Annotated in this window: 11 protein-coding genes; 9 read left to right on the top strand and 2 right to left on the bottom strand. The window is 46.7% G+C overall.

Annotated elements, in window-relative coordinates:
- The first annotated feature begins 28 nt into the window (after positions 1–28).
- From B3850_RS08845 to B3850_RS08835, 3 genes are all read left to right on the top strand, one after another.
- On the top strand, positions 29–379 hold the full coding sequence (locus tag B3850_RS08845) for an outer membrane protein assembly factor BamE (RefSeq protein ID WP_126750993.1): 351 nt from the start codon (positions 29–31) through the stop codon (positions 377–379).
- Positions 380–405: 26 nt separating this feature from the next.
- Entirely contained in the window at positions 406–3,117 is a 2,712-nt protein-coding gene (locus tag B3850_RS08840; protein WP_286876266.1) for an insulinase family protein, read from the top strand.
- A 173-nt stretch (positions 3,118–3,290) separates the two neighbouring features.
- Complete coding sequence (locus B3850_RS08835) at positions 3,291–7,082, top strand: EAL domain-containing protein (RefSeq protein WP_286911654.1); 3,792 nt, start codon at positions 3,291–3,293, stop codon at positions 7,080–7,082.
- An 8-nt stretch (positions 7,083–7,090) separates the two neighbouring features.
- Here the strand turns inward: B3850_RS08835 and fadJ are convergent, their stop codons facing one another.
- Both fadJ and fadI read right to left on the bottom strand, forming a co-directional pair.
- Positions 7,091–9,217 (bottom strand): fatty acid oxidation complex subunit alpha FadJ, encoded by a 2,127-nt coding sequence (gene fadJ / locus B3850_RS08830; RefSeq protein ID WP_286875189.1) that lies wholly within the window; start codon positions 9,215–9,217, stop codon positions 7,091–7,093.
- Positions 9,217–10,527, bottom strand: a complete 1,311-nt coding sequence (gene fadI / locus B3850_RS08825) for an acetyl-CoA C-acyltransferase FadI (protein WP_286911653.1) — start codon at positions 10,525–10,527, stop codon at positions 9,217–9,219. The genes fadJ and fadI overlap by 1 nt, the downstream gene beginning before the upstream one ends.
- A 212-nt stretch (positions 10,528–10,739) precedes the next feature.
- On the opposite strand from fadI, the gene B3850_RS08820 reads away from it, so the two are divergent.
- The 6 genes from B3850_RS08820 to B3850_RS08795 are packed head-to-tail and all read left to right on the top strand — an operon-like array spanning position 10,740 to position 17,663.
- On the top strand, positions 10,740–11,696 hold the full coding sequence (locus tag B3850_RS08820; protein WP_286875193.1) for an AAA family ATPase: 957 nt from the start codon (positions 10,740–10,742) through the stop codon (positions 11,694–11,696).
- Complete coding sequence (locus tag B3850_RS08815) at positions 11,696–12,655, top strand: DUF58 domain-containing protein (RefSeq protein WP_286875196.1); 960 nt, start codon at positions 11,696–11,698, stop codon at positions 12,653–12,655. The genes B3850_RS08820 and B3850_RS08815 overlap by 1 nt, the downstream gene beginning before the upstream one ends.
- On the top strand, positions 12,652–13,137 hold the full coding sequence (locus B3850_RS08810) for a DUF4381 domain-containing protein (protein WP_286875198.1): 486 nt from the start codon (positions 12,652–12,654) through the stop codon (positions 13,135–13,137). The genes B3850_RS08815 and B3850_RS08810 overlap by 4 nt, the downstream gene beginning before the upstream one ends.
- On the top strand, positions 13,130–14,113 hold the full coding sequence (locus B3850_RS08805; RefSeq protein ID WP_286875200.1) for a vWA domain-containing protein: 984 nt from the start codon (positions 13,130–13,132) through the stop codon (positions 14,111–14,113). The genes B3850_RS08810 and B3850_RS08805 overlap by 8 nt, the downstream gene beginning before the upstream one ends.
- On the top strand, positions 14,110–15,954 hold the full coding sequence (locus tag B3850_RS08800) for a vWA domain-containing protein (protein WP_286875202.1): 1,845 nt from the start codon (positions 14,110–14,112) through the stop codon (positions 15,952–15,954). The genes B3850_RS08805 and B3850_RS08800 overlap by 4 nt, the downstream gene beginning before the upstream one ends.
- Entirely contained in the window at positions 15,948–17,663 is a 1,716-nt protein-coding gene (locus tag B3850_RS08795; RefSeq protein ID WP_286911652.1) for a BatD family protein, read from the top strand. Before B3850_RS08800 ends, B3850_RS08795 begins: the two co-directional genes overlap by 7 nt.
- Positions 17,664–17,719: the final 56 nt, after the last annotated feature.

Here is a 17,719-nt window from a genome sequence, read left to right as displayed (position 1 = left end):
AGTTATAAAAAAGAGAAATAGGTATTTCATGACCAAATTTGCAGTTTGTATCGCCGCATTGCTGAGCTTAGGTGGTTGCTCTGTGCTCGATAGCATGGTTTACAGAATAGATATTCCTCAAGGCAATTACCTTGAGCAAGACGATGTTGATAAGCTTCGTGTCGGAATGACTGAAGAGCAGGTTATTTACGTATTAGGCAAGCCTGTCGCTGAAAACAGCTTCGACTCAGATCGCTGGGTGTACTTGTACAATATGAACCCGAACGAAGGTAAAGTTTACCGTAAAGAACTGATCTTAACTTTCAATAACGAACGTTTAAGTGATTTAAGCGGCGACTTCGCTAAGTCAGATCAGTTTGATCAGCCTCTCGATCAATAAAAACCTAATATGAACTAAGGAGCATTATGGCGAACTCCTCAAAGACTGATGAGCTCGTCCGTGTTGTCCGAAGTCCCAGTGACAAGCGTGACTATCAGCACTTGGTTTTAGATAACCAACTTAAAGTGCTGTTAGTCCATTGTCCTGATAGCGTGAAAGCGGCAGGCTCCATAGCCATCAGTGCAGGTCACTTTGACGATCCGCCGCATACCCAAGGTCTCGCTCACTTTCTAGAGCACATGTTTTTCATGGGCAGCCAGTCTTACCCTGAGCCCAGCGCCTTCAATGATTTTCTTAGCGCTCATGGCGGTCAGCACAACGCCTGGACAGGCACTGAATTTACTAATTTCCACTTTGACTGTAATGCAAACGCACTTGAAGCCGCATTTGAGCGTTTTGCCTCAATTTTAAAAGAGCCTCTTTTTTCCGATAAGTGGATTCAAAAAGAAAAACAGTCCATTGAGTCTGAGTTTCGTTTAAAACAAAAAGATGAGTTACGTCGCCTGTATCAGGTTCATAAAGTGACGGCTAATCAGGATCATCCCTTTTCTCTGTTTTCTGTTGGAAACTTAAATACCTTAAAAGATGATGAGCACGGTACTTTACAACAGAAGCTTAAGCGCTTTTATGAGTCTCATTTCAGCGCAAATCGAATGCAGCTGGTACTTGCCGGTCCACAATCGTTGACAGAACTAGAGGCTATCGCGACTCGTCATTTTTCTGACTTTCAAAATCATGCACAACCAAAAACGGCCATAACTGAACCTCTGTATACTGAGGAACAAAAAGGCCTTTTCATTCAGGTAAAACCATTAAAAGATGCCTACCGCCTTATTCTCACCTTTCCGTTACCAGGCATTGACCAGGATTACCGAAACAAAACCACCAGTTTTATTGCGCATATTGTCGGGTACGAAGGTCCCGGCAGTTTATTTAACTGCTTACGCGACAAAGGCTGGATAAACTCTTTATCTGCTGGCGGAGGGATTAGCGGTAGCAACTTTAAAGACTTTAATGTCAACATTCAGCTAACCCTATCGGGTCGAAAAAATATCGACACCATACTGCAATGGGTTTTTGCTTACTTGCGAAAGGTGAAAACCGAGGGAATAGAAGACTGGCGTTATCAAGAAAGAAAAATTACGTCTGAGTTAAGCTTTCTTTATCAGGAGCCAACGCCCGTCGGTGAATTAGCCAGCCAATTAAGCATCAACGCTTTTCATTATAGTTTGGAAGACACCATTTACGGTGACTATCGAATGGATGAGCTTAATAATGCTTACGCTGAAAAATTACTGACGTTAATGACGCCAAAACACAGTCGTATTACGTTAATCGCTCCTGATGTCAAAACCGATCGGGAAGCGCCTATTTACAATACTCAATACAGCGTAGAAAAACTCACTGAGTCGCAATTAACGAAGCTTAGTCAAACACCCGCAGAGTTCATCGCCAAACTGCCCGAGCGCAACCGTTTTATAAATGACCGGTTACACCCGCAACCACTAGAAAACGAGACGTTACTGCCGGAATGCATTTCAAGTTCCGATTTGATGGAGCTGTGGCACTTGCAAGATACCGAGTTCCGCGTACCTAAGGGGCATATTTATTTAGCATTGAAATTACCTGCAGTAACCAGTTCAGCTTATTACTTCGCAATTGCCCGACTTTGGTCTGAACTCATTATAGACGCCTTAAATGATGATCTTTATGACGCTGAAGTTGCCGGGCTGCATTTTAATATTTACCCCACTCAGCAAGGTATTGTTATTCACACAACGGGATTGTCAGAGGGGCAACTTCCGTTAATGTCACATTTAATGAAACGCGCCTTAGTGCTTAAATTTGCGCACCGTCGTTTCCGAGATATAAAGCAAACCCTAGTTGCCAACTGGCAATCTGCGCATCAAAATCAACCTTTAAACAAGCTTTTCGCAGAGCTCAATCAGCAATTACAACCTGGACTTTTTAGGCTGCCCGAGCTTGCCAACCAGCTCTCTGCTTTATCTTTTCGTGAGTTTACTCAAGCATTAGAGAGAATGTTCGAGCCAGTGTATATAAAAGCCTTTATGCACGGAGACTGGCAAACGCGTCAAGCGCACGAACTTGCTGAACTTATTCAGGCAAACTTGCCCACTGAGCGCCCGGCACAAAAAGACAGAGATTCGGTTAAAAAAGTCAGCGAATTTTCTAACCAAGAACTTGAGGTTCCCTGCTCTCATCCTGATAACGCTATTTTACTTTATCAGCAAGGCAACAATGACAGTGAGCGAGAGCAAATTTGCTATATGTTACTTCAGCAGTTAGTACATCAAGCGTTCTTTCATGATATCCGCACCGAGAAACAGTTAGGTTATGCGGCGGGTAGTCAATACTTTCCTATTCAGCGTCTACCCGGCATTTTATTTTTCGTTCAATCCAATAGTGCATCAACCGACACCTTATTTGGCGAAGTTTCAGACAGCCTTGAAAAGCTATTCAGTCAACTAGACACAACCACTCTGAAGGTGTGGCACCACACCAAGGCGGTTCTTCAACAACAAATACGCACACGCGACAGAAACCTTCGGGTTAAGAGTCAACGCTTATGGGGTGCTATTCAATTGGGTGACACATCATTTAACCGCCAGCTCAGATTACTGGACGCACTTGATAATTATCAATTAACCGACTGGCTGACTGACATACGACAAAAATTGTCACAAAATTCAGGTTGGTTGAGGCTTCAAACAAGCTAGCAAGCCAAGTAAAATAGGCTTTGACAGCGGGTTATCAAACCGATAACTTAACAGCATATTAACAAAAAGAGCCGTTTTAGCGGCCTACTGGGTACTCTGTGACATTTACTTTGTATACGAGGGCGTGGGCCAACGCCGCAGTATTCTTTTTGCTTTCATTCACGAGTCAGCTAATGGCTCAACCTACCTCTACGCTGGACCTTCAACCAGAGGGTGTTAGGTTCCTGTCATCTGCCAATGGTCTACCCAGCAATTATATTCGCGACATCGAAATAGGTCCTCAAGGCTTTCTATGGCTATCAACCGCCAAGGGTTTAGCCCGGTACGACGGTGTTGACCTAGACAATATCAATGGCCTGAACATCGATGCAGTTAACCATGCCGGTTCAGGCACCCTATTAACTATTGGCAATTCTTTATGGACGACTACAGATCATCGTTTATGGCGTCTTCAAAAAAACGGTGAATGGACTTCAACCCTTTTTCCAAAGCATGACACAACCGCTTTCAAAGTGAACACCTTCACTAAAGGACAGGATGGCCTGTTATTTATCGGAACCTCTGAGAGCCTGCTCACATTCAATCCGCAAACTCAGCACTTTAAAGAAAAAGCGCTTAACTATAACGGGCAACCAGTAACGAATATCCACTTTATTGAGTTTCACGGTGGCTGGTTTTGGTTGAGCAGCGGCTCCGGAGGTATCTATGTATGGGATGGTTACTCCGATAACGTTTTCTCAGTAACAAAGAGCAACCCCATATCAGACACTATAGATGCCTCTGAAGTTAAAGCAATAACATGGTTTGAAAGCGCATTTTGGCTAGCGACCAATAGCGGGTTGAGGTTACTTAATAATGAGCTTCGCAGCGTTCAAACCCCACAACGAATTAATGAGCTAAAAGCGGTCGTTACCGATATTGAAAGGCACGATAACCAATTATTCATAGCCACCGAACAAGGGCTCTACAGTTACAGTAACAAACAGTTAGCGCAATTAACGCAAAGCCCAGCCACGGGGAAAATTGAGTTTTCTAATAACGGTGACCTGTTTCTGGCAACCTCGTCGAATGGGCTCGTCGAAATACCAAATTCTTATGCGCCAGCGATATTAAAACACTACACTGTCCCTAACCATTTGCCTGATAGTATCAAATCTCATTTACCAGAATCGTTAAAGAGAACGGGTAGCTATACTCAGACAAGCGAACATCAGTACTGGATACAGTCTGACTTGGGAATGGTTAATTACGACTTTATAAAAAAAGAAATTATAACTATCGCAGAGTCGCCGGTAAGCATTGAAAACGTTGCTGATATCGAAGCCTACTCTGACGATATCTTCTTGTTGACGAAAACACACCAGCTGTATAAATACAATACGGTGGAAAGCGAATGGCAACGCCTTGACTACGGCCTAAACATAAATGATTCATTTTGGCTCACTCGTTTAGGCGAGACATTGTGGCTACATTCAGAAAACAATGCTTATGCCATTAATCCGTTTTCTGAAATATCTGAAAGAAAAAAAATAAACCCGGCGCTGCCGCTAAAAAACGCCTCCCTTGCCATAGATATTAAGCCTTCGGGCGGTGCGGCAGAAGCTTGGTTTTCGTTACCGTTTTCCAGAGTCGGTAACACACTCACCTATCGCTACAAGCTCGATAAGAATCAAACTGCATGGTCTTACATTCAACATAGCGAACTGCCATTACAACTGAACCAGCCATTTCCAGGCACCTATCAGCTTACTGCTCAGGCCTCTTTAAACGGAGAGAACTGGTACGCACAGAATGAAACAAGCTATAGCATCACTCATTCTTTTTGGACAACTCCCTACGCAATTTTGGGGTATAGCATTGTCGCTTTACTCGCTCTTGGTATTACCATTGTCCTCTATCGTTTTAAGCTCAAGCAACTAACGAACCTTACTACGTCACTGAATGGTCAGGCAAAAGCGCTTCAGTTCAGTCGCAGCCAGTATTGGCAGTGGAACCTCTCTACAGGTGAACTATTGAGGCAGTATATTTGGCCAGACTGCCCTGCGTTTCCGGTCGATGGTCGTCGCCTTAAGTCACCGGAAAACACTTCATCAAATATTCACCCAGGTGACGTTAACCGCTTACAAGAGGCAATAGATAACCATGTAAATGGGCAAACGGAATATTACGAGTGTTCCTATCGAATAAACAATAACGGCGCCTGGCTTTGGGTATTGGATCAAGGCAGGATCGAGAAGCAAAACGGCGTCGATGTCATGCATGGCACGCTCAGCGACGTTAGCAGCTTAGTTAGCTCGCAAGACCGAATTGATATGTTGGCAGCTTCTATTACCAACATTTCCGATGGCATTTGTATTTTCGACCGCTTTTTCAAGAAGGTAGAAGTAAACAAGGCTTTTGAGCGCATTTTAGGCTACCCCCGTGAGCAAGCTTTGGGAAAAAGCTTCCACCTTGATCTTTATTCTGAAGAGTTTACTAACCAAATTAAACGCACGGTCATAAAAGAAGGTACCTGGCGTGGAGAGTTAACCGACATTAAAGCTGACGGTAGTGAGTTCTTAATAGAGCTTACCCTGGATGCCGTTCATGATGACGAAGGCGCTTTGTCTTTCATCGTCGCCAGCTTTTCTGATATTACGGAGCGCCAGCGCACCGAGAGCGAGCTAAGACGCCTTTCCAATACGGATACCTTAACCGGTCTGCCAAACCGCTCTTACTTTCAGGTGAGTCACTCAAACTTAGTGCGTAAGAAAGTCTCTCACACCCTGTTACTATTTGACTTAGACGATTTTAAAAAGGTCAACGACTCGCTGGGACATGAAGTTGGTGATGACTTGCTCTGCCTGGTTGCTGAGCGGCTTATGGATATTAGTCGGCGGCAGGACACACTGTACCGACTGGGTGGTGATGAGTTCGGCTTGCTGATTGAAGACAGCACCGACTTGCACCTTATCGGTGACTTAGCGCACAAGATAAACAGAACCATCGCTGAACCCTATTCCGTTAATAATCAAGATATTGTTATTGGTAGCTCTATTGGTATTGTTCTATTTCCACACGACGGCATTACCTCGCAAGAGCTCCTACAAAAGGCCGATATGGCCATGTACCACGCCAAACAGCGCGGTGGAAACTGCTATCAATTTTTCAGTCAGTCGATGAACGAAAATGCCGTGCAACGGCTGAAACTGGAAAACCAACTGCGTGCAGCTTTGAAAAATAATGGCGTTGAAGTTTACTATCAACCAAAGGTTGAGGTTCATACTGGGCACATTGCCGGTATAGAGTCGCTGGCAAGAATAAATAGTGATGATGGCTCTCAGATAAGTCCAGCTGACTTTATTCCTCTGGCTGAAGAAACAGGCCTGATTATTGAACTTGGCGAACAAGTACTGCGCCAGTCATGTCAAGATATGAGGGTCTTTATGCAGTACCCGGGCGCGCCCAAAACCATTGCTATTAACCTGTCAGCTCGTCAGTTTATGCAGTCTGGACTGGCTTTGCAGATAGAAAGTATATTGCGCCAGGAGTCATTGCCCCCACGCCACGTTGAGTTTGAAATAACCGAAGGCATGGTCATGAGTGACCCCGAGAGAGCCATTATTATGATGGAAAACCTATCCGATATGGGAGTTAAACTGGCTCTTGATGACTTCGGAACGGGTTATTCGTCACTGGCTTACCTTAAGCGCTTCCCTATGGACAGCTTAAAAATAGACAAAGCCTTTATCGATGACATCACGACAAGCTCAAAAGACCGCAGTATGGTTGCGTCGATTATTGGTATGGCTCATAACCTGGGTCTGAAAGTCATTGCAGAAGGGGTTGAATCTGAAGCTCAGCTTGAGCAATTAAAAAGCCTTGAATGCGAATACATCCAAGGCTTTTATTACGCGAAACCAATGCCTGCTGATAGTTTTATTGAATTTATCAAGCAACATACAGCAGACGTGGTTGACGTTTAAACGTTCACTTAAGAGTAAAAGCGCTCGCCGTTTTTTGCCATTTCTTTTAGCAGTGGTGCTGGTGTGTAGCGCTCGCCTCTTTCTGACGCTAAAGCTTCCAATTTAGCGACAATGCTACCAATCCCCTGGCTGTCCATATAGCGGAACGGTCCACCTAAGAATGGCGGAAAACCAATACCGAAAATAGCGCCTATGTCGCCGTCACGCGGGCTACGAATAATGCCTTCTTGCAAGCAGTAAACAGCTTCATTCAACATCGGTAGCAAACAAATATCGACGATATCTTCTGCTGATTTACTCTCGTTAGGATCAACACCCAATAGCGAATAAACGGATGTATCAACCGGCTTACCTTTAACGCCTTTACCGTACTTGTAGAAACCCTTCTGGTTCTTCTTACCTTTACGGTCGTCATCAATCAGCTTTTCGAAGGCTTGCGGCGCTTCGAATCTGTCGCCCAATTCGTTAACCAAAATTGGTGCCACTTTTGCCGCGACATCAATACCCACTTCATCTAAAAGAGTCATGGGCCCGACTGGGAAGCCGAACTTAACTAAGGTTTTATCCAGTTTTTCAATAGGCTCACCAGCAAGCATCAGGCGCGCCGCCTCATTCATATAAGGCGCCAAAATACGGTTTACGTAAAAACCAGCGCCGTCTTTTACCACAATAGGTGTCTTACCTTGTTTTTTCGCCAATGCCACCGTGGTCGCAATGGTTTTATCAGAGGTCCCCTCGTGGGTAATGATTTCTGCCAGCGGCATTTTGTCGACCGGAGAGAAGTAATGCAGACCAATAACCTGTTCCGGTCGCTTTGCCTTAGCCGCAATTTGCGTGATAGGCAATGAACTGGTGTTGGTAGCAAAAATAGTCGACTCACTTGCGTGCTCTTCAATGTCAGCCACCATTTTTTGCTTAAGATCCAAGTCTTCAAAGACCGCTTCTATAACCACATCGGTGCGCTCAAAACCGCTATAGTCCAGCGTACCGCTTAGCATAAGCATGGTTTTCTCATACTCAGCACGGCGCATATGTTTACGCTTCACTTTCTTGATTAAGCGCTCATAGCTGTAATGCAGTGCGTGGCGAACACCGTCTTCGGCAATGTCTTTAATGCGCGCGGGAATATTCGCCTTTGCTGCCGTAACATAAGCAATACCGCCGCCCATCAAGCCACCACCAAGAACGCCAACGCGCTTTATTGGGTCTGGTTCAACGCCATCAGCACCGGTCTCTTTCTTCATTTCAGTGGTTGCAAAGAATATCTGACGAAGCTGATACGACTCAGGTGTCATAGCTAACTCGCCAAAACTGCGCGCTTCTTTATCTAACCCGGCTTCGTGCCCTCGTTCAACACCTTCGCGCACCGTCTGAATAATTTTATCAATAGCCGGATAATTTCCATGCGCTTTTTTCTGCGCCTGCTCACCCGCTTTTTTGAAGATAATATCGCGGCCAAACTTCGTGCCTTCCAGAACCTTACTAAAGCCTTTTAGAGGCGGCTTACTGGCTTTCGGCTTGCGCTTCAGTGCGTGTTCAACTGCTACATCCAGTAAAATACTTTGCGGCACAACTTCTGTCACTAAGCCCGCTTTCTTCGCTTGCTTCGCGCGGAGTTGCTTGCCGGTTAGCATCATGGTTAAGCCCTGCTGAATACCCACCAAACGTGGCAAACGCTGTGTGCCGCCACTGCCTGGCAGAAGGCCTAATTGCACTTCCGGCAAACCAAGTACTGTTTTCGAATTGTCAGTACAGACACGTACATGACACGCCATAGCCAGCTCAAGTCCACCACCAAGGCAGGCACCATTAATGGCGGCTACAACCGGTACATTCAACTGCTCAATACGGTCAAACATGGCTTGTCCTTTACGAGCCAGACTTTCTGTATCTGCAGCGGTTTCGCAGTCGTTAATCATATTAATATCGGCACCGGCAATGAACGAGCCGGGTTTACCACTGATAAAAACAACGCCCTTAATTGAGCTGTCGCTTTCCAACTTGTTCAGCAACGAGCCAACCTCGTCTGCAAATGAGTCTTTTAAGGTGTTCATCGACTCACCCGGAACATCAATTGTGACAACAGCTACACCGTCGTCGCGTATATCCATCGTGAATGCTTTATCCTGACTCATTATTCTGTCTCCACAATCATTGCAGCACCTAAACCACCAGCGGCACAGGCTGTTGTCAGACCGACACCACCGCCGCGACGATGCAATTCGTTCAGCGTTTGCGTGATCATACGCGTTCCTGTCGCTGCAAACGGATGCCCGTAGGCAATTGAGCCGCCCAGTACGTTAAACTTGTCCATATCAATATCGCCAATGGCTTTATCGCGCCCCAGCTTCGCTTTCGCAAATTTGTCACTAGCAAACATTTTCATATTGGCTAGCGTTTGCGCCGCAAAAGCTTCGTGCATGTCAATTAAATCGAGATCATTTAACGTCATGCCTGCTCTGTCCAGAGCAACCGGCGTAGAGTAAGACGGTCCCATCAGCATATCTTCTTCGACCTGCAATGCCGCAAATGCGTAGCTGCGTAAATAGCCCAACACAGGTAGCCCTAACTCTTTTGCCCGGCTTTCTGTCATCATCAATACCGCTGAAGCACCATCGGTTAACGGCGTACTATTGGCCGCTGTAACCGAACCGTGTTTGCGGTCAAACACCGGTTTCAACTTAGAGAGTTTGTCGACCTGGCTGTCACCTCGAATATTGTTGTCGCGGCTTAAGTGTTTGTTATAAGGCTCCGGATAGGCTGTCATAACTTCGCTGTCCAGCCATCCTGCTTCCCACGCTGCGTGCGCTTTTTGATGCGAGCGTACGGTCAGCTCGTCCTGGTCAGCACGACTAATACTGTGGGTTTTAGCCATTTGCTCTGCAGTCTGCCCCATGCTCAAACCGGTTGAGTACTCAGCAACGGCCGGCGGCACTGGCAGTAAATCTTTAAACTTAAGACGTTTTAAAATGGATAAACGCTGCCCCAGAGTTTTCGCTTTATTAAGATCAACCAATGCGCGAGCTAAGCGCTTACTAACACCGATAGGCAATACCGACGAAGAATCAGCACCGCCGGCAATACCACCGCGAATATGTCCGGCAATCATTGCTTCTGCAATATTAACCGCAGACTGAAAGCTCGTTGCACACGCACGTGACACACTGTAAGCGTCGGTGTTCACTGGCAAGCTGGTGCCTAACACAATTTCACGGGCAATATTCGGCGCTTCCGGCATTTGAACCACTTGCCCGAATACCAGCTGCTCGACCCATTCGCCTTCAATGCCGGTTTTATTCACCAGCTCCTGAACGACCATTTTGCCAAGATCAACGGCGGGCACGCCGTGAAACTCTGTTGCCTGCTTAGCAAACGGCGTTCGTAACCCCGACACAAAGGCGATACGTTCACCGTTAACGGTACGCACTTGCTGTGCTTCTGACATAACTTTTCCTCGCTTCATCAACCATTACTGGTCTGACCACAAAATATGTTACAAATTCTAGCGCTTAATAGAGCAGATTAAAACCTTCGTTTTCGGTACAGTATGGCAATACAATTGAAAATTCGGAACAAAGACTACATTGTTACTGTCATTGCATAAACGGTACTGACAGCATAGTCACTTTTCACCGGATTCGACAGCCTGGAGTCAAGATGTCATCGACAGCATTTCAACAATTACAAGACTACCTGAATCAGCAGGTTCTGGGACAACCCGACTTTACCCGTAATTTATTAATCGCGGTATTAGCCGATGGACACTTATTGGTGGAAGGACCGCCAGGCCTTGCCAAAACTCGCGCAGTGCAGAGCTTAGCGAATGGCATTGAGGGCGATTTTCACCGTATTCAGTTTACTCCCGACTTACTACCCGCTGACTTGACCGGTACGGATATTTACCGTCCCGAGACCGGGACTTTTGAGTTCCAGCAAGGTCCTTTGTTCCATAACTTGATTTTAGCGGACGAAATAAACCGGGCTCCGGCCAAGGTTCAGTCTGCACTACTGGAGGCTATGGCTGAACGTCAAATTACCGTTGGTCAACGCAGCTATCCGCTGTCTGACTTATTTATGGTGTTGGCGACACAGAACCCGCTAGAGCAGGAAGGCACCTATCCTCTCCCAGAAGCACAGTTAGACCGCTTCTTAATGCATTTGAAGCTGGACTATCCTGACGCAAAAACCGAACAAAAAATTCTCAGGCTTACCCGTGGTGAAGCATTAAACGAGCAAATGCCAGCTCCAAAACCGCTGACGCAGGCAGACTTATTCAATGCTCGTAAAGAAGTCCTGGAAGTGTATCTGGACGACGCGGTAGAAAATTATTTAGTTCAGTTAATTATCGCCACTCGCCAACCTCAGCACTATGACGCCAACCTGGCTTCATGGATTGGTTATGGCGCCAGCCCGCGTGCCACTATTTCATTAGAGCGCTGCGCACGAGCTCAAGCTTGGTTGGCCGGTCGTGACTTTGTGACTCCGGACGACATTATGTCCATTTGCCATAACGTATTGCGCCACCGAATTATACTGAGTTATCAGGCTGAAGCTGACGGCGTCACGCACGATCAAGTTATCGATACAATACTGAAACTGGTGCCAGCACCATAATGCCTCAACTGGACGTGTCACAATGGCTAAAACAACTGCATACCGACGGCATTTCGCTGGGTATGCAGGAGCTAATGTATTATCGCAGTAAAATTGCCGCTTTTGCTAAGCATAAAAAAACGCTGCCGCGAACAACGGTATCCGGCCCTTTACTCAGTAAAGTCCGGGGGCGTGGTATGGAGTTTGACGAAGTAAGGCATTATCAAGCCGGCGACGATATTCGTGCCATTGACTGGCGCGTGACAGCCAGAACCGGTAAAGCTCATACCAAGCTGTACCGGGAAGAAAAAGAAAAGCCCGTGTTCATTTGGGTCGATTTGTCATTATCTCAGCTATTTGGCAGTGAGTTTGTATTTAAGTCAGTCCAGGCTGCGCACCTTGCTGCGGCTATTGCCTGGCAGGCGCAGCACAAAGGTGACCGTGTCGGCGGGCTAATAAGTAACGGCTGGCTTCATAACGAATTTAAACCGGCCGCGCGCCAACAAGGCGTGTTACGGCTACTGCATGGTCTTGTTGACGTGAGTAAAGACAGCTTAACGCGCTGGCAGAAACAGGCATCGACACCCGCAGAACCTATGTCTGAGTCGCTGAAGCGATTACGTCAACTGGTTAAGCCCGGCAGTATTATTCATGTTATTAGTGACTTTCATAGCGCCGACAAAAGCATTATTGATGGGCTGCAGGTGTTATCGAAACATAACCTAGTGCGTTGCTATGGTGTTTATGACCCGATGGAAAAGTCGCTTCCTCAGGGGCATTCCATCCAGCCTTTAGCCGTATCTAATGGCCAACAACAAGTCGATATCGACTTAACCAATAAACGTCAGACAGACACGTACGCAAACGCGGCCCGGAGCCACTGGCAAGCGCTTGAAAAAAGTTTTGCAAACCGACAGCTGCTGTTTACTCCAGTTAGCAGCGCACAACCGATTGAAGTACAGTGGAGCGATATTTCATGATACAGCAGGCATCGCTCAGTCAGTTACATGACATTGTTCCGCCAGCTGATGCCAGTTGGTGGCCACCGACCTGGTGGAGCCTTGGTAGCGTCTTATTATTCATCGCAATTGTAGCGTTCATTAGTTATTGGCTGGTTCAACGGCGCTTAAAGGCGCGGGCTCGTCGGGAGGCCTACAAGCAATTAAAGATATTAGTGCCAGCCACCACAGAGCAAGTCACCCTACTGCTTAAACAAGTGGCACTCGCGTATTACCCACAGCAGAGGGTTTCTAACTTGCACGGCCAAAGGTGGCTCACGTTTTTACTCTCAGGTATGAGCAAAAAGTCGCAGCAACACTTTAATGCAGAATTACAGCAATACGACATTAATAGTGAGCTATACGGACAAGCAAGTAATGCATTTTGTGAGCTATACAAAGCAGTTGGCTGCCAATGGTTGCAGTTAGACCTGAGTAAAATGCCGGGAGAGCACAATGTTTGAGTTTGCCTGGCCCTGGATGTTTCTTTTATTACCACTGCCAGCGTTGGTCTGGTGGTTAATACCCGCTCGCAAAAACACCCGCTCGGCTATTCGGCTGCCCAATTTATATGGACTGTCCAGTGAACAACAGACCATAAAGAACCAGTGGTTTTTCTTAACGGTGCTAGCCATTGCATGGGTGTCGCTCGTTTCAGCGACAGCTCGCCCGCAATGGTTAGGTGAGCCGGTTGCAACCCGCTCTGAAGGTCGGGAAATGATGCTGGCAGTAGACTTGTCGGGCAGTATGGAAATTGCCGATATGGAAATTAACGGCCAGTCGGTCGACCGGCTGTCGATGGTCAAACATGTGCTTAGCGATTTTATTACACGTCGCGAAGGCGACCGCCTGGGGTTAATCTTATTTGGCGACACCGCTTATTTACAGGCGCCAATGACCTATGACCGACAGACTATTGCACAGATGCTGAATGAGTCGGTACTTGGGCTGGTTGGTGAAAGAACAGCCATTGGCGATGCGATAGCCCTTGCGGTTAAGCGCTTTCAGCAAGACGAAGAAACCAACCGCGTACTCATTTTATTAACCGATGGTCAAAGTACAGCGGGTAACCTGACGCCAGAGCAAGCGCTAGAGCTGGCTAAAAGTTATGACGTTACTATTTACCCAATTGCCGTTGGCGCGGAAGAAGTGGTCGTTGATAGCTTTTTCGGACAACGACGCGTCAATCCAAGCCGAGATTTAGACATACCTTTAATGCAAAAGTTAGCGCGTGAAACCGGCGGCGAATATTTCCGCGCCAGAAGTACCGAAGAGCTCGAGAATATTTATACATTGCTGGATGAATTGGAGCCTGTGGACGATGACCCTCAGAAGCTTCGCCCCAGAGTCAGTTTGTTCCACTGGCCGCTTTCATTGTGCTTTATTGCCTTAATTGCACTTGCCCTAAGTCGGTACAAGCCATGGAGGTTGTCACAATGAGCGACTTTCATTTTATTCGCCCCTGGTGGCTTATTGCCTTGCTCCCTGTTGCCCTTATGTACTGGCGACTGCTTAGACAAAATAAACATGAAGCCGGATGGAATCAGTTTCTTCCTGGTCATTTAGCAAAGGTGCTGGTCAATTCAGGAGGCAAAGCATCCAGCTGGCCGATTCACCGACTCGCATTAATGCTAATTATTGCCAGTGCGGCTCTTGCCGGACCCACTTGGGAAAAGCTGCCGCAACCGGTTTATCAGTTAGAGTCCGGTCAGGTGGTTATTATGGACATGTCACCTTCACTGTTAGCCGAAGACGTTACGCCTAACCGACTGACCCAGTTGCGTTTTAAAGCCATTGATCTAGTGCGCTCCGGTCTTGACGGAGATACTGGCTTAATTGCCTATGCCGACGACGCGTTTACCATTAGCCCGTTAACCGCTGACAACCGAAATTTAATCAACTTAATACCCTCATTGTCGCCAGAAATAATGCCATTGGAAGGGAGTGAGCCCTTGCGCGCTCTGAAGCTTGCTAACGAACTTCTGGCAAACGCCGGATATCCTCAGGGCGATATTTACTGGTTAACAGATGGTATCAGCAGCCGCGACTTGCAACCTTTAACAGACTACTTGCGCAATATTGAACACAGAGTATCAATTTTAGGGGTCGGCACAGAAGACGGTGCCCCGGTGCGAAACACTAATGGCAGCTTGGTAAAAGAAAACGGACGGGTCGTCATAGCGAAATTATTTCCCGACCGATTAAGTGACTTAGCACAAATAACTAACGGTGTTTTTGTGCAGGCGACATCAACTAACGATGACATTGATGCACTCACCGCTTTGCCACCACTTAGCCGTGAAGGTAAAGATAACCAGCAACAACAGAGGGGAGATGCGTGGAAAGATATGGGTCCTTATGTAGCACTGTTCATTTTGCCTTTATTACTGGCAAGCTGGCGTAAAGGCGCCCTTTTGACACCACTTGTACTGGCATTCATTATCCCAATGTCGTTATCCACCACCAAGGCCTATGCTCAGGAGGCTGAACCGAATAACTCTGAAGGCGTACTGAGTTCGCTATTTTTAAACAACGAGCAGCGTGCCCAACAGCTTTATCAGAACGAACAGTTTGAGCAAGCATCCGGGCTAAGTTCAGATCCACTTCGAAAAGGCGCAGCACTTTACAAACAAGGCTTGTATGCTGAAGCAGCAGATTCTTTTGCCAAAGACAACTCGGCCGAAGCCCACTTCAACCGGGGTAATGCGCTTGCTCAGGAACAACAGTTCGAGCAGGCGTCAGAAGCTTACCAGCAAGCGTTAGAGCAACGGCCTGACTGGCAGCAAGCCAAAGAAAATTTGGACGTTGTGAAAAAGCTACAAGAAAAGCAGCAACAAGAGCAGTCTGGTGAGTCAGGCGATGAAAACTCAGAGTCAGATAAAGACTCTGAGCAATCGAATGATAAGCAGGGGAATAACCAAAACAACAACCAAGGACAAAACCAACAAGGCGACAACTCAGATTCTCAGTCACAGCCCCAGAATAGAGACTCTCAACAACAGCAGAAGCAAGATAAACAAGAGCCGGGTCAGCAAGAAAAAGCTGAGAAAGAGCAGGCAAGAAAGCAACAAGATGACAACGCTGAAGGTCAAGCAGAGCAACAAAATACTCAGTTTAAAGAAGGCGAGATTGATCCTGAAAAAGCACGTCAATTAGAGCAATGGATGAACCGTGTACCGGATGATCCAAGCATACTGCTAAGAAATAAGATGTTATTGGAAAGCCAGCGCCGCAACCAGCGTAGAGCTTCTCAGCCACAAGGAGAGAAGAAAAAATGGTAAGAGCCGTAAACTTGCTCGTTGTTTTACTCATGTTATTCAGTATGACCGCAAGTGCTGATGTAACTGAGGTAACAGCAACGGTCGACAGAAACCCAGTAACCGCAAACGAGTCTTTTGTGCTGACTGTCACGGTTAACGATGACGTATCAAATAATGCGTTTGAGGCGTCTAAGCTGCTGCAGGACTTTGTTGTCGGTCGCACCTCTGTCAGCCGTCAAACCTCAATGATAAACGGTAGCCTGAGCAAACAAACACGCTTTACCACGGTGCTTATTCCACAGTCTCCCGGCGAGTACACCATTCCGGAAATTACTATTAAGGGAGTGTCGTCTAAACCAATTAATTTGCAGGTACTTAAACAAGGCACAGACAGTGACACCGAACAGAGAATTGCCTTTATCGAAGCCCAGGTAGATTCAACCAATGTCTATTTCCAGCAGCCAATTACCTATATTGCCCGACTGTTTCTGGCTGCCGACTTAAATAAAGGTAACCTGGTGCCGCCTCAGGTCGACAATGCCGATGTGCAACAGATAGGCCGCGACGAAGAAAGCACACAAATGGTCAACGGTCGCCGTTATAAAATTTACCAGCGCGTTTATCAAATCACGCCTAACAAGTCAGGCTCTATAACCATACCTGGCGCTCGTTTTGACGGTGAAGTCTTTACTCAGGGACAGCGCTCAATCTTTTCCTCTTTTTCAAACACCCAGCCGGTTAGTGCAATAGCCGAAGGCATTGACGTTAATGTGCTACCCGTACCGGACTCATGGACCGGGCACTGGTTACCCAGCGAGTTGGTCAGCTTATCGGCGTCAATAAGTCCGGAGCAAGACGAGTATAAAGCAGGAGAGCCTATTACATTGTCTTATATGCTGACGGCTGTAGGGGTTAAACCTGAGCAATTGCCAGAAATAGCTCCGGACTTTCCGAGCAGTTTCAGGGTATATCCAGACAACGATGAAACCGACAGTTTCACTCGAAATGGTGTGGTTATTTCTCAAAAAACCGTCAGTTTTGCGCTCGTACCGGAACAAGCCGGGGATTTAGTCATTCCTGAGTTTACACTGCCCTGGTTTAACACCAAGACTCAGCAACGGACAATCGCTAAAACGGATAATATGACACTGCCTGTGATCATGCCTGCCGGTATGACGCAAAGCGATATCGCTGAGGCTGCGCCGACTGACAGCAGGCCAGACACTGCAAACGAGAAAGCTGCAAACACCTCCGCGAAGCAGGACATCAATACTGTTGCCTCTAAACCATTAGTACCCGTTTGGGTCATTATTGCCTTAACTGCCGGCTTAGTTATTTCGTTGCTGCTTAACCTGTACCTGCTAATTAAACGCAAAAGCGTTAAAAGCCAGGAGAAAACCGTTAAGCCTGAAAGCGCAGATAATTTGAACCGCAGTAGGTCATGGCAGGACTTCCAGAAAGCCTGCAAAAACAACGATGCGAAAGCAGCACAAGAGAGCCTTATCAACTGGGCTAAAACGCATTTGGATGGTTCTTTTAATAGTCTTGCTGAGGTTGCTAAGCGTTTAAATATTGAGGAAGAAATAAAGCCGCTACAGGCTTCTCTTTATAACGCTAGTAGCTCTAAATGGACTGAAGGTAAAACGCTTTATCAGAAAGTCAGAAAGCAAATAGGTAGCATGAACGTAAAACAACAAAGCTCGACTTTACCGCAACTATACCCATCTTAAGCAATAAAAAAGCCCGGCGCTATTACGCCGGGCCTTTATTTCTCGATACATTCGTA

It is taken from the genome of Idiomarina sp. UBA4520, from assembly GCF_002388365.1.
GTDB lineage: Bacteria > Pseudomonadota > Gammaproteobacteria > Enterobacterales > Alteromonadaceae > Idiomarina > Idiomarina zobellii.
The sequence above is the reverse complement of the archived record's forward strand: the minus strand, read 5'-3'. Positions and strand labels throughout refer to the sequence as shown.